General features: G+C 35.1%; 11 protein-coding genes, 1 pseudogene and 1 CRISPR repeat array. Of the genes and pseudogenes, 9 read left to right on the top strand and 3 right to left on the bottom strand.

The features are described 5' to 3' along the window. The first annotated feature begins 54 nt into the window (after positions 1-54). The 3 genes from lolC to lolE are packed head-to-tail and all read left to right on the top strand — an operon-like array spanning position 55 to position 3205. Entirely contained in the window at positions 55-1257 is a 1203-nt protein-coding gene (lolC, locus tag A9G25_RS10930) for a lipoprotein-releasing ABC transporter permease subunit LolC (RefSeq protein ID WP_065626966.1), read from the top strand. Beyond that, positions 1250-1954, top strand: coding sequence for a lipoprotein-releasing ABC transporter ATP-binding protein LolD (gene lolD / locus A9G25_RS10925; protein ID WP_065626940.1), 705 nt, complete (start codon positions 1250-1252; stop codon positions 1952-1954). Before lolC ends, lolD begins: the two co-directional genes overlap by 8 nt. 12 nt (positions 1955-1966) lie before the next feature. Further along, entirely contained in the window at positions 1967-3205 is a 1239-nt protein-coding gene (gene lolE, locus A9G25_RS10920) for a lipoprotein-releasing ABC transporter permease subunit LolE (protein WP_065626939.1), read from the top strand. Positions 3206-3259: 54 nt separating this feature from the next. Here lolE and A9G25_RS10915 read toward each other — a convergent pair whose 3' ends face one another. Together A9G25_RS10915 and A9G25_RS10910 are read right to left on the bottom strand one after the other, a co-directional pair. Beyond that, positions 3260-3991: a rhomboid family intramembrane serine protease gene (locus A9G25_RS10915; protein WP_065626938.1), complete on the bottom strand. Its 732-nt coding sequence runs from the start codon at positions 3989-3991 to the stop codon at positions 3260-3262. Between the two features lie 43 nt (positions 3992-4034). Further along, positions 4035-4529 carry a GNAT family N-acetyltransferase gene (locus A9G25_RS10910; protein ID WP_065626937.1) on the bottom strand — a complete coding sequence of 165 codons (495 nt, stop codon included), beginning with the start codon at positions 4527-4529 and terminating at the stop codon, positions 4035-4037. 320 nt (positions 4530-4849) lie between these two features. Next, positions 4850-5118: direct repeats of the CRISPR family, unit length 29 nt; unit sequence TGTTTACCGCCGTGTAGGCGGTTTAGAAA. Between the two features lie 612 nt (positions 5119-5730). Between A9G25_RS10910 and A9G25_RS10905 the strand changes: the two genes are divergently transcribed. Then, complete coding sequence (locus A9G25_RS10905) at positions 5731-6705, top strand: hypothetical protein (protein WP_141675088.1); 975 nt, start codon at positions 5731-5733, stop codon at positions 6703-6705. A 333-nt stretch (positions 6706-7038) separates the two neighbouring features. Continuing rightward, positions 7039-7967, top strand: a pseudogene (locus A9G25_RS10895) (IS3 family transposase). A 59-nt stretch (positions 7968-8026) separates the two neighbouring features. Here the strand turns inward: A9G25_RS10895 and A9G25_RS10890 are convergent. Beyond that, positions 8027-8950 (bottom strand): LysR family transcriptional regulator, encoded by a 924-nt coding sequence (locus A9G25_RS10890; RefSeq protein ID WP_065626935.1) that lies wholly within the window; start codon positions 8948-8950, stop codon positions 8027-8029. A gap of 323 nt (positions 8951-9273) precedes the next feature. Between A9G25_RS10890 and A9G25_RS10885 the strand changes: the two genes are divergently transcribed. From A9G25_RS10885 to A9G25_RS10870, 4 genes are all read left to right on the top strand, one after another. Then, a complete protein-coding gene (locus A9G25_RS10885) occupies positions 9274-10491 on the top strand; it encodes an MFS transporter (RefSeq protein ID WP_176701121.1) in 1218 nt (405 codons plus the stop codon). 74 nt (positions 10492-10565) lie between these two features. Next, positions 10566-11357, top strand: coding sequence for a Vgb family protein (locus A9G25_RS10880; protein WP_065626933.1), 792 nt, complete (start codon positions 10566-10568; stop codon positions 11355-11357). 326 nt (positions 11358-11683) lie between these two features. Next, the gene (locus A9G25_RS10875) at positions 11684-12082 is read left to right on the top strand and encodes a hypothetical protein (protein WP_065626932.1); all 399 of its coding nucleotides are present in this window, start codon (positions 11684-11686) and stop codon (positions 12080-12082) included. Positions 12083-12545: 463 nt separating this feature from the next. Then, a complete protein-coding gene (locus tag A9G25_RS10870; protein WP_141675087.1) occupies positions 12546-13994 on the top strand; it encodes a hypothetical protein in 1449 nt (482 codons plus the stop codon). Positions 13995-13999 lie beyond the last annotated feature (5 nt).

Below are 13999 nucleotides of genomic sequence, written 5' to 3'. Positions count from 1 at the left end.
AACTAGCAAAACTTTGTAAAAAAGTTTCAGGTAATATATACGTTTATGTCAAAAATATTTCGTCCATTAGTATTTTTTATTGGTTTGCGCTATGTATACGGGCAAAAAACGGATGGGTTTGGTCGCTTTGTGTCATGGTTGTCGATGATTGGGATTATGTTAGGTTCAATTGGCCTAATTGTGGTCTTATCAGTCATGAACGGGCTTGAAGATCAGATGCAAAGTAGTATTTTAAAGTTTTTACCTCAAGCTCAGATCACAACACCTCAAGGTAGGATAGATCCTAAGGTCATTACTCGTGAGCAATTTAATCAGATTCAAGGTGTTAATCGTATTAGTCCTTTAGTGTCGAGTGATGTGGTTTTGCAAAGTGAGCAAAGTATCACTGTAAGCACACTAATGGGCATTAACCCAGAAGATGATGATCCTATTAATGATTATATCTATAGTGGATCGCTCTTAGATCTTCAAGCAGGGCAGTACAATGTTATCATAGGGCAAACGTTAGCCAATCAATTAGGTGTAACCGTTGGCGATAAAATACGTTTAATGGTAACAGATGCAAGTCAAATTACCCCAGTTGGGCGTATACCTTCCCAGCGTTTATTTAATATTGTAGGACTGTTTACGGTTAACCACGATATCAATCAAACGCTTATTTATGTCAATCAATCTGACGCTAAAAACTTATTACGTTATCCTCCTAATATGATTAGCAGTTGGCGTCTATTTTTAGATAAACCACTGGATATTGCCTCGATAACCAACACCCCATTACCTGAAGGATTAGTCTTTAAAGATTGGCGAGCTAAACGAGGTGAATTATTTCAAGCCATTAAAATGGAAAAAAATGTCATGGGATTACTCATTAGCCTGATTGTGATTGTTGCGGCTTTTAACATTATTACTTCATTAAGCTTGCTGGTTATGGAAAAGCAAGGCGAAGTCGCTATTTTAAAAACACAAGGTCTGTCTCGCTTTAAAATTATGTTAATTTTTATTATTCAAGGTGCAAGTTCAGGAATAATTGGCACGTTATTAGGTAGCGCCTTAGGACTGCTACTTGCTATTAACTTAAACGAAATCATGCAATTGTTAGGTTTATCTTTAGCAGGTATTTTGCTACCTTCATTGGTTGAACCATCGCAAATTATTTTAATTATTATTGGATTGCTTATGTTATCGCTAATTTCAACTCTTTATCCTGCATATCGTGCAGCCAATATTCAACCTGCCGAGGCTTTACGTTATGAATAATTCACAAATATTACTAAGTGCCAAAAATCTTTATAAAACTTATAACGAAGGCAAAATGGTGACCGAGGTTTTAAAAAATGTTTCGTTTGATATTTATTCACAATCATTACTCGCCATTATAGGTAGTTCAGGATCAGGTAAAAGCACTTTACTGCATTTGCTTGGTGGCTTAGATAATCCCACATCTGGCGAAATAATTTTTAAATCACATCAGTTAAATCAATTATCTGAACAAGAAAAGGCACGTCTACGCAATCAAGAAATTGGCTTTGTTTACCAATTTCACCACCTATTGCCTGACTTTACAGCACTTGAAAATGTAGCAATGCCACTATTAATTGGCGGAGTTTTACCCAACGAAGCTAAAAAACGGGCTATGGCAATGCTAGAGTCGGTTAATTTAGTCAAACGAGCAAATCATCGTCCTTCCGAGCTGTCTGGCGGAGAACGCCAACGAGTGGCAATAGGGCGTGCATTAATTAATAACCCCGCTTTAGTAATGGCTGATGAGCCAACAGGTAACCTTGATAAATCAACAGCCGATTCTATTTTTGAGCTACTGATTAAATTAAATCGTGAACACGGAACTGCGTTTTTGGTTGTTACACATGATCTTGAGCTTGCCAATAAACTTGATAAGCAATGGGTGATGAGAGATGGTCAACTTTCTGATAGCGCACCATCAGATAACAATTAATGGATAATTAATATGAATTTATCTTTAATTACCGCCATAAAATTTCGAAAAGGGCGTCGCAAAAGTGGTATGGTGTCGTTAATTTCGATTATCTCAACACTCAGCATTGCTATTGGTATTGCGGCATTAATTATTGGCTTAAGTGCCATGAATGGCTTTGAGCGTGAATTACACAATCGAGTGTTATCGGTAGTGCCACATGGACAATTCTATCCAGAGTACGGCAATTTAGATAATTGGCAACACGTTCAACAAGAACTTAAAAACAATAATAATATTGTATCAGCCTTGCCATTTGTTAATTTTACTGGATTAATTGAAAACGGTAGCAAACTTGGTGCTGTGCAAGTACAAGGTCTTGACCCTGAACAAGAAATGCAATTCAGTTCACTACCGAATTATGTACTGAATAATAAATGGCAAGATTTTAAGCCCGATAGCCAACAAATTATTATTGGAGCAGGGCTTGCTAAAAATTTATCAATGAGTGAAGGAGGATGGGTTTCTTTATTAATTCCTGTTTCGAGCAGTCCAAATCAACTCAAACCACCTAAAAGAGTCCGTTTGCAAGTAGTGGGGATTTTAGAATTAAGTGGCAGCTTGAGTAATAACATGGCCTTAATTCCGTTGACCGATGCACAGAAATTACTAAATATGGGCGATAGCGTTACAGGCGTTATGGTAAATGTAAAAGACGTTTATCAATCCAATAACCTTATTGGTCAAGCAGCATTAGGGCTTGACGAAGATCTGTTATTTAATAGCTGGGAACAGACGTTTGGCTTTATGTATCGTGATATTCAAATGATTAGGCAAATCATGTATCTGGCCATGATTGTGGTCATTGGCGTGGCTTGTTTTAATATTGTATCCACTTTAGTCATTGCCGTAAAAGATAAACAGCGTGATATTGCCATATTAAAGACCCTAGGCGCAACTAATCGTTTAATCAAACATATTTTTATATGGTATGGAGTGATTTCAGGGTTAATTGGCAGTCTAATTGGAGTTATTTTAGGCGTAATACTGTCATGGCAACTTTCTAACATCATGGGCTTTATTGAGTCATTAATGGGGCATAAAATCTTAAATAGCAATATCTATTTTATCGATTTTTTACCATCCGAAATTCATCTGTTTGATGTGGTGATAGTGTTTATAACCGCCATGTTACTTAGCTTAATTGCTAGCTATTATCCAGCTAAACGTGCTTGTAAGATTGAGCCTGCACGGATTTTAAATAGCTTTTAAATAGCTTTTGTATAAATAAGGCGCTGTTTAATGATAATCAGCGCCTTTTTATTATTAATAATAGACATAATAACCACTAGGCAAAGCATAGTGCATATATTGCACATAGATCCCCAATGCAGTCACAATAAATACAAAACTAATAATAAGCAGACTTAGCTTACTTGGGTATTTGAATGTTTTAATACATAACGAAACAGCGCCACCAAGCACAAAACCAGCGCAAGCACCACCGATATGCGCCATATTATCGATAGATGGCAATAACCCTAGCCCAGCAGTTAATACTAAACTCACCAGCATTGCTTTGACTGGCATTTCTTGTATATTGGTTTTAAACACCAAACAATAAGCCAACAATGCGGTAATAATACCCAAAATAGCACCCGAGGCACCACAGCTAATCACATTTTGATTGATGGTGGCAATATCACTTGATAAGCTTCCTACTAGCCCTGAAAAAAAGTAAATGCCAACAAAAGCAAGGCAAGGAATGCGCTGTTCTAAAATAGGACCAATGCTCCATAATGCCAGCATATTCATAGCTAAATGAGTAAAACTGATATGCATAAATAAATTAGTAAACATGCGCCAATATTGGCCAGAAAAAGTTAACTCCGCAACATCGGCACCCCAATCAATCAAAAAATGATTTTCATATAATGGCGAAAACCCACGGCTATCAACAAGCCGAAATGCAAAAAAACACAGAATATTGATTACTACTAGCGTTGTTGTGATTTTAGATTGACTGGCGTAATATTTAATATCATTAAAAGTGCTCATTAAAAATCCTTTTGAATAGGTAAATTTTATTGATAGAGTCCAGTTAATCAAACCGTTTACCCAATATCACTAAATCACGCTGAACATTATCTAATTCAGCAATTTTGGGAAGAAGCCCCCATTGTTGATACTGCATTTTTTTAAATAAATTAACACTAGGTAAGTTATGTCGAAACACATAGCTAAAAATTGCCTCAATTCCTGCTTGTTTAGCAAATTGTTCGATTTTATCCACCATAAATTGACCAATTTTTTTACCACGAAAATCTTGATGAAGATATAAGCTAATCTCAACGGTTTTATAAAAAGCGGGGCGACCATAAAACGAAGATAAACTAATCCAACCACAAGGTCTATCTTGATATTTAATTAACCAAAGTGGACGATTTTTAGGGTTATGCTGGTAAAACCATTCCAATCGACTTTCAACAGAAACAGGTACTGTATCGGCAGTAACTTGGCGACCAGCAATTGTTGAATTATAAACATCAACAATAAATGGTAAATCTTCTAATGTAGCATCGTGGTAAGTAATCATGTTTTTTTGCTTTAAGTGGTTTAAAGTGAAATTATTGTAATTTTATTATTGTTTATTGGCAATAAAGCATATTTTTTATAGTGAGAAAAATAATGTATAGTAATATTTCACAGTTAAAATAAAATCAACTCACTAGATGTATTTTTTGAAAATACATTTTAAAAATTGCCTCAAAATATAAAATCTAGCTAACCCTTTTTTTTAGCAATAAATTAAAATCAATAAAAACAAAAGGTTAATAATGTCTTGTAAAAAATGGTTTTTGACAGAAAAAATCCTGTTTGCCTTTTGCTAAATGGAATTATAGTATATTGGCTTTTAGTTTACCGCCGTGTAGGCGGTTTAGAAATTCTTTAAAATATAAAACGGAAATTTATTTTTGTTTACCGCCGTGTAGGCGGTTTAGAAATCTGCAAAACTTGTCTGATCAATTTGATCACTGTTTACCGCCGTGTAGGCGGTTTAGAAAGTGTTGGATTTAGTATGAGTAGAAATTCTATTGTTTACCGCCGTGTAGGCGGTTTAGAAAATTGCAAAAACTGCCAGTTAAAAGTAAGTTCAGTTTACCGCCGTGTAGGCGGTTTAGAAATGCGTTACGTTATAGTCGTTATTTTGACGAAAGTTTACCGCCGTGTAGGCGGTCTTTTGTATAAAAAATAGAAATTTCTGTATAACTGGTTGATTTTAATAAAAATAAAAATTAAATAAAATCAATGCTCTATGTGAACGATTTTATGGGCGTAATACATCTCATAACATGGTAAGGATTATATGTTCATTGGTTGTTAGGTACTCACTAATTCCTTGGTTTAGAAATTATCACCAATATTCATTATTTCCACAAAAGTTAAGACTTACAAAAACTAACACCGTATTCTAATTAAAAAATTGCATAAAAAACTAGCCAAGTTTTTTTAAAATGGCTATACTTTAACCTCTTTAAAGAAATAGTTTATTAAACAATCAAATAAATATAAAAATCAAAATAAATCATTAATTTACTTGACAGGTGAACCGTAATGCATTATCATTTTAGACACCAGACACCAGACACCAGCACTGGCAAACCTATGTCTTAAATTTATCAGATAAACACACTAGTTGGATTTTTAACCCCGCCACGTTTATATCTTCAAAGTTATTTTTCAAATTATTATCAAAATTATTCCGAAAATTTCTGTTAGTATTGGTATTGTTATTATTGTCTTCTTTATGGAGTTTACAGGCATTACCCGTTAAAAATGGTCGAAGGATTAATCGTAGTGATGCCGTAATACTACCATCGTCACAATGGGGTGAGGTTATGTATGCAATACCTCGTGATCTTGAAAATGGGCTTCCCATCCCCGGTATATGGGATTCTGATTATGGATTCTTAATCCAATCTACCAATCCGGAATCATATGCGCTTAATTTTCCAACTACGGGCGCAAATGGGTTATATTTTTATTTAGCCATAAGAGGAGATGCCGATGAATTGACATGGGAACCTGTTACACATGAAGGCATCAGCGCTACAATGAGCTATGCTTATGCTGGAGAAAATAATTTTACTCATGAAAGATGTAAAATATATGTTTGTGTTAAGGTTCGGTTAACAGGCCCTGAAGCAGTATCTCAATGGCGGAATCCATATCCAAATCGAATTGCTAAGCCAAGATTACCGCAGACCTTTGAGATAATAGGTAGAGATAGAGAGGGGAACGAGGTAATTAAATATGGATTTGTCTTGCAGAAGTGGTTTGCGTTCCGTGCTGATTATAGATTCCATCACCCGGAAGGAGAGAAGACCTTTCAAATACAAGAATCTTGGTGTTCTAGTTTGGGGTATCGTATGGCAAATATCAACGAAGTGACCAACGCAGTCTGTATTGATCGGGCTAATGGTGGGGCGTCTTATAACGGATGCCCAGGCGATGTAGTTAGCGCTATACCATCTTCACTATGGTGGGTAAGAGATAGGAGGATTAATAGGCACGATCGTCGAATAGGTGCTGGACTCCTTACTGAGTGGGGATACTTGGCTTATTATGATGCTTCGATTCCCCCAGACTGGTATTGGGCAAGAGGCCCAGCGGAGAACAGCGTCTATGCGTACCATGTGAGCTTGGCTGGTGGGCAGATCCGTATAATTTGGAAAGGCAACGATAGAGGGGCTATGTGTGTCACTCCTTAATTCTTAGTTGTGGTCAATTTTATGTTATAAATAAAGCTCAAGTAATCCAAAAATAAAGCTTTAGTGCAAGACTACCCACTATATAGTTTGTACCTTTGTGATTAAGTAAGCATCAATAAGCCTCTACGCAACTTGACCGACGACGCCAATTTTGTGGTTGGCGTCTTAATAAGCAGAATAATAAAAATCCAATTTATCTTTTAAGAGGGGCTTTTAAGTTGCTATTTGTAAAGCCCTATCTTGAGGATGGTTGTAACTATCCCCTAAAATAGTACAGCAAAAAAGTAGAAAATTCTCTATGATAAAAGTAAAAGGGGATTTGATTATGAAAAAATGACTGAACATCAAATCGTAGCTATTTTAAAAGAAGCTGAAGCAGGTATTCCTGTCAAGGAACTGTGCCGTAAATATGGCATGGGCAATTCAACTTTCTATAAATGGCGAGAAAAATACGGCGGAATGGAAACTTCGATATCAAACGTTTATCATTCTGTTACTATTGCTATGAGTTGTGCCATTGTTCGCTTAAGCCGTTGTGCTTACGATTATCAACCTAAGTTACAGGATGATTCGGTGATTGTTTCGGTGTTGAATGCTATCACAGACCGGCATTTACGCTGGGGCTTTCCTAAATGCTTTAATCGTATCAGAAAGCTCGGCTATCAATGGAACCATAAGCGTGTTTATCGGGTGTATTGTGAATTAAAGCTTAATCTCAGAGTAAAACGAAAAAACGCATTCCTCCACGATGCCCAAAAAAGCTATTGGTGCCTAATAAACAAGGTGAATGTTGGTCAATGGATTTTATGAGTGACAGTAGCCGTAATCAACGTCGCTTTAGGACATTCAATGTCATCGATGACTTTAATCGTGAGGCGTTAGGTATTGATATTGCAGTCAACTTACCAGCAGGAAGGATTACCCGTTACTTAGATAAACTGGCCGAATATCATGGATATCTATTAAAAATACGAGTCGATAATGGGCCAGAATTTACAGGAAAAACCTTTATAAACTGGGCTAAATCACATGATATAGTCATTGATTATATCCAGCCCGGTAGCCCTTATCAAAATGGCTATATTGAACGATTTAATCGTACCTATCGTACTGAAGTACTCGATTTATATCTTTTTAACAACTTAGCACAAGCAAGGAGAATAACCGAAGAATGGTTAACGATTTATAACACCGAAAGACCGCATGAGGCATTAAATAACATGGCACCGCTTGAATATAAAACATTAAAACAGGCAGCTTAATTTTCTACGTAAGTTGTGTACTAAGTTTGGGGTATTTACATATTCAAAAATAATTGCCTTTATGTCTCAGGGCGATTTATCCATTGTTGAAAATAATTGATAATGGCCTCGTGTGTTGAAGTTTTCTTGAGATCTTTGCGCCAGATCAGGTAGATATTAATCATTAATTTGCTATCTTGGCTTTTAATTAATTTTTTATATACCACGCCATTGACTTTAGCTTGTGCCATTGATTTTGGTAAAAGCATCATACCTTTACCTAACGATACTTCAAGTAACATGGACAAATTGTCGGGCAATTCAGCACGGCGACTAAGCGGAAAGTTTAGTCTTTTAAATACCTGCTCACATTGGTCATAAAAAAATGGGTTTAATTGTTGTTTGAACCAAAATAAGGATAAATCAGAGACATCATTGAGATCCACTGTTTCATTCTTGCTGCTTGGATGATTGGCTGGTAAAACTAAGATCATCGGTTCTTGGTAGATTAAGCACGAATTTTCATTTATATTTCGTGTTTTATAATCTGACACGAGTGCAAAATTGATGTTGCCTTTATGTAGTTCAAGTAGTAGTTCTTTTGAAGTGTAGTTAAGCTGGTAAATTTCTGTTTCGTTACTAAATTCTGAAAAAAATTTTTTAAAATAAGGAATAAAGTCAAAGCTCAACGTTTTGGTTGTACCAATAGTGATTTTTTCGATATTAATTAATTTCGTTGTTTTTGTTATTGAACAAAGGTTATTTAATAATTGGGTGACTTCTGATTTAAGTGATTCCCCTTTTTTTGTCAAAACGATGTTGTGCGAGTTTCGTAAAAATAGAGTTGTTTGTAGTTTTTCTTCTAAATTTTTGATTTGCATTGAAAGCGGGGGTTGGCTAATTCCTAGTTTTTCGGCAGCCCCTCGAAAACTTAGCTCTTCACAAACAGCAACAAAATATTGTAGCTGTTTAACGGTTGGTAGTCTTTTGCTATACATGTCCATAAATTTCACTAGTTCCTAACTATTGGTATTACACATTTTTTAATCATCAAATATTTATTATGGTCGATTTTTTTGTTTTTTGCATTGGTTAATGTTATTGGCGATATAAATTTTATATTACAAAATAAGTATTTCTATATTACTTGTTTTGGGGTTAGGCTTTTTATCGCAAAAGTGACAACGCCAATATTATTAATCCTAAGAATAACCAAGTCATGGCTTTACAGGCATTGGGGATATTGGTATTCGGTCATAGTTACAAAAGACGTGGAGATAGGTTTATCTGCGGTAAATTAGGGATTGAGTTTATGGAATTAAATAATATGTCTATACAAAAATCAGAATATATAAAGCCAAGTCTTATTCTTTCTGCTTTGCTTATTATGCTTTTAGTTGGTTCGGTTTATATAAGCCAACTTATTTTTCAAGAAATTTCACAAAGTTTTGATATCGATATTTTAGATGCACGGAGTGTTTTTAGTTTATCTTGTTTTTTTTATGCTATTTCATTTTTTATTTATGGTCCTTTATCCGATAAGGTATCAACAAAATTATTAGTATTGGTAGGATGTATAGGTACTGTTGTTTGCCTGGCTATATCGGTGGTGGTTACTTCATTTAATATGTATTTGTTGATTATGTCGCTTATTGGATTTTTTGCATCATCTGTTCCTGCTGCATTGTTTGCTTATACGGCAAAAAATACCGCTAATGAAAAATTATCCCAAGCAATGGGGATTATGATTTCATCATCCATTATTGGAATTATTTTTAGTCGTAGTGTGGTTGCTATGATGACAGATATTTGTTCTTGGCAAGTTGCTTTTATTAGTTATGCTTGTTTAATTATTGGTACATGTTTATTTGTGCCTTTTGGCATAACAAGTAAGCCTAATAATACGTCTAATATGAGTATTACTGGAACTTATCTTTCAGCGGCTAAATTGTTGCTTAATAAAACGGTTGTTATCTTTTTAATGGTCGGTTTTTTGTTGTTTTTTGTTTACCTTGGATTATCTTCGCTATTAACTTTTTATTTAAAAGGTACACCGTTTTATCTTTCATCTACCGTTTTAGGGTGGCTCAATTTTGCAGGCATGAGCGCCATAATTGGTACAATATTCACTGGCAAGTTGTCACAAACTGTGAGCGAAAGAAAGCTATTGATCATCAGTTTATTGTGTGTAAGTGCTTCAGTTATTATTATTGGTTGCAGTTCTACATTAGTTTTTATTGTATTAGGAATTTTTGGTTTATTTCTTTTTGTTTTTGCTATCCAGCCTATTATTATTGCTATTTTGAATAAAATTATGCCAATTAATTCACGGGGTGCGATTTCGTCTTTATACCTATTATCTTGTTTAGCTGGCGGGAGTATTGGTACCTATTTGCTAGGTATAGTTTATGAAACCACAAACTGGAGTGGGGTAATTCTTACCTGCATTATTTTGACAATTATAAATATTACGTTGGCGTTGATTGGTATTGGGTTTATAAAAAATAGTAATCAAACCGCATTTAAAACAAATTACAAACCTTAAAATGGCATTACAGAGTCAATAAATTGTTATTGTTGACCAACACTAATGTTAGTTAATGTAAAGGAAAAATTATTATGAAAAAAATTTTGTTATATATTATTGTTTTTATATTTTCTACTTTTTATGGGAACATAAGTGTGGCTGATTTGGCTGGTATTGCTTTGCGCTTTAATGCTCCAACTGGCATTGCTTTTGACAGTGCTGGGGCGATGTATGTTACTAATTGGTCAGATGATTCGGTGGTTAAAGTTAAAGTAAATGGTGAGCGCGAAACAGTTTATTCAAATATTTCTTCGCCTGCAGGCATTGTAATTGATGTAGATGATAATATTTATGTTTCATCATATAGTGATAATTATATTCTAAAAATTGCGAAGAATGGGCAATCGCAAAAGATATCTCAAGGGTATCATACGCCTACAGGCATGGCTTTGTCTAACTCTGGAAAATTATTAATTACCAATCGCTCAACAGGTGAAATTGTATCGCTTGATTTTGAAAATGGTCAAAAAACAACTATTGCGCGTGGATTAGTTACACCCGTTGGGGTGACTCAATTGCCCGATAATAGTTTGGTAGTTTCTCAATATAGTGGTCATCTTACACTTATTCAACCTAATGGCGATAAAACAGAAATAGGCGAAGGTTTTAATCGTCCTGGCGTTGGTATTGTAACCATTTCGCCTAGTGAGGTCGCGGTGATTGATAATGGCGCTAATATGTTGCGTAAAATTGATGTAAAAACCAAAGTATTGACTACGTTGTTTACATCGCTCCCCAGCGCTGTGGCATTAGCCTATCATAATAACCGTTTTTATATTGGAACTTGGGGGGATAATTCTGTTTATATATTTAATGATAACTAATTATCACAACAATAACTCAAATTTATAGCCAATAACTAAACTAGATAGATTTAGTTATTATTTGTCTGATTTTTGGTAATTGTACCTTTTTTAATGGCTTTATTCATTTGAAATTTTAGTGGCATTTCTATTAATACTTGGATAGATAATATCTTTATCTATTTGTTTTGTAATAATAAATTGAATGATTTTCTTTCATAGTTTAAATGTCAAATTATTTTATAGCTCAATAACCATTCGTCCACGCGTAGTGTCACTAACGGATTTTTGTAGGAGTTGCGATTTGTCTTCTGTAATGGCGATGTTTAAGCTATTAAAATAGAGCGTTGGTATATAGCACAGGAGGCTATGTTAATGCTCAATCTTTTTGTCAAAATTTAGGCAATGATTATCGAGTTCCAAATATTAATGATTACACCAATGCGAATGGAAATGATTGGACAGGTGGTATACCAGCAAGAAACTCAGAGTGGTATCAAAGGAGTTTAAGTTATCAAGACGCTAGCGGTAATTGGATTGGCGGATTATTTAATGAGTGGGGGTGGACTAGTAACGGTACAAATAACTCGATCAACGCTTATCCTGAAAGCGATTGGGATTTTTACAACGTTTGGGCTTATCAGCCACACAATGATATGCAATATTATGTTAGTGCGCTTGGTGGTGGCGTATACTTCAATTACCCGTCTGTTTTTGATATTAGGGCTGCCTGTGTAACGCCTTAAACCTAATAGAACTAAACTATTTGAGTCCGTCACAAGCCAATAAACTGACTGTGACGGAGTATTACATTAAACGCCGTTTTACCTGAGCGTTATCAGATATTTAAAAATCATTTATTTATATTCCTTAACGCAAGTTTTAGCTCTAAATCTTAACAAATCTTTACAAAACAGTAACAAAAAAACTAGCGAAGTCATTTTAAGTAGTCTATAATTCAGACACTTTTGCAGTATCAATCGCTCATTAAATAAGCGATTGATTATTAAAAATTCAAATAAAATAAAAACTTACTTGACAGGTAAAATGTTATGAGCTATCATATTAGGCACAAGGCATTGGCAATCTTATTCCCTAAATCTTTCTAATTATCACAGTAGTCAAAAACAGACGCTATTCTTATTTTTGTCATTGAAGCTGGCAAAATCGCTCAAGTTGTCGCTAAAGCGCAAATTTTTATCAAAATCGTTGTTTTTTTTTTCTCCATTGTTATTATTACCGTATTCGCTAAGTTTACAGGCATTATCAGCGCAAACTTCAAGCTTTATTCAAGGTACAGCACCGTATTTAACGTTTGATGGTGGAGCGAACAAGGTAAAAAGTGTTGAAGGGTTGTTAGGCATAAAACTGCCGAATAGTAATTATATACCGCCAGGTATAAATAGCGTTCTTTACCCAAATGCAACGGTAGATACCTCAAGTATAGACAATCCAATAGAGATGCCAAATATAACCAACACTTTTGCTGATATTCAAACCATAGTGCCTGTTTCAAATTATCCTGAAGTTTCGTTAACTAATTTGGTTAATGCGCCGTATAATTATGGTCGAGATGATGACGGGGATGAAGGCATTAATGCAACTGGCAAATTAACGATTAAATGGCAAGATAGCAGTGGTAAAGATATTACTGAGGATGTTAAAGCTAACCCAAATATGGAATTAGATTTTTGCAATGCTCCTTATCAGCTCACATTAAGTGCAACGGATGGCTACTTATCAACTGAATACGGTATACCTAAAACTACTTACTTTAATAATGCGAACCATAGTTACTATATTAATCCGAATCGAATAAATGCAAAAGTCTGTTTTGCACAGCCAAGTTTACATGCACAACAAGGTGATGAACAAAGGGAATATTGGGTTAGAAAAAAAGGTTTTAAAGTGCAACCATTTAACAACCCAACTAATAATTTTCCAACGACAGGCTCAAACAAAATGTTTTTCTACCTGCTGTTGGCAGGTATTACACCAGAACAAATTATTGCAGTCAATGGCTCAACAGTACAGGGAACTGAAGGGAACGTAACATTGCAATTAAGTGCGGCAACTACGCATGGTTGGGGAAGTATTAGCTATCCAGAGAGGGTGCGGGCTCTAAAAGTTGAACTAATTGGACCAACTCGAAGCTGGGAAAATAAAAAATTCTTACCAACAGAATTTAAATTATATTCTGATAATATTGGTGGTCACTTAATTTATAATTTTAAAATAGAGCGTTGGTTTATCCCTCTCCCTGGAGAAGCAAACGGGTATTGGAATGCACATAATTTTTGTAACAGTTTAGGATATGGTTATCGGATTCCTGGTGTTGAAGATTATACTAATGCGAATCGTCCAGATATTGGTTGGAATAGTGGTATACCAGGTAGAAATATCAATATGTACCGAAGAGCTTTAAGTTACCGAGACGGTAACCACTGGGTTGGAGGATTCTTTAATGAGTGGGGCGTTATGGGCGACGCAAGTAGTGGTTATCCTGGTACTGACTGGGATTTATACGACTATTGGGCTTATCAAACGCGAAGTAGGAATGAATGGTATAGCGTTGGTTCGGGTGGTGGTAACATTAATACTATTGCTATTTCTAGTCATTTATATAATACAAATAGAGTAGCATGTGTAAGTCCTTAATGTGA

Origin of the sequence: Gilliamella sp. Bif1-4 (assembly GCF_001690535.1) — a bacterium.
Taxonomy (GTDB): Bacteria; Pseudomonadota; Gammaproteobacteria; order Enterobacterales; family Orbaceae; genus Gilliamella; species Gilliamella bombi.
Note: the sequence above shows the minus strand (reverse complement) of the source record. Positions and strands in the feature narration are given on the sequence as shown.

Excerpts from the sequence above, each read along its gene's own strand:
- lolD (WP_065626940.1), top strand. The coding sequence starts at position 1,250 with ATGAATAATTCACAAATATTACTAAGTGCCAAAAATCTTTATAAAACT.
- lolE (WP_065626939.1), top strand. The coding sequence starts at position 1,967 with ATGAATTTATCTTTAATTACCGCCATAAAATTTCGAAAAGGGCGTCGC.
- A9G25_RS10915 (WP_065626938.1), bottom strand. The coding sequence starts at position 3,991 with ATGAGCACTTTTAATGATATTAAATATTACGCCAGTCAATCTAAAATC.
- A9G25_RS10910 (WP_065626937.1), bottom strand. The coding sequence starts at position 4,529 with ATGATTACTTACCACGATGCTACATTAGAAGATTTACCATTTATTGTT.
- A9G25_RS10890 (WP_065626935.1), bottom strand. The coding sequence starts at position 8,950 with ATGGACATGTATAGCAAAAGACTACCAACCGTTAAACAGCTACAATAT.
- A9G25_RS10885 (WP_176701121.1), top strand. The coding sequence starts at position 9,274 with ATGTCTATACAAAAATCAGAATATATAAAGCCAAGTCTTATTCTTTCT.
- A9G25_RS10880 (WP_065626933.1), top strand. The coding sequence starts at position 10,566 with ATGAAAAAAATTTTGTTATATATTATTGTTTTTATATTTTCTACTTTT.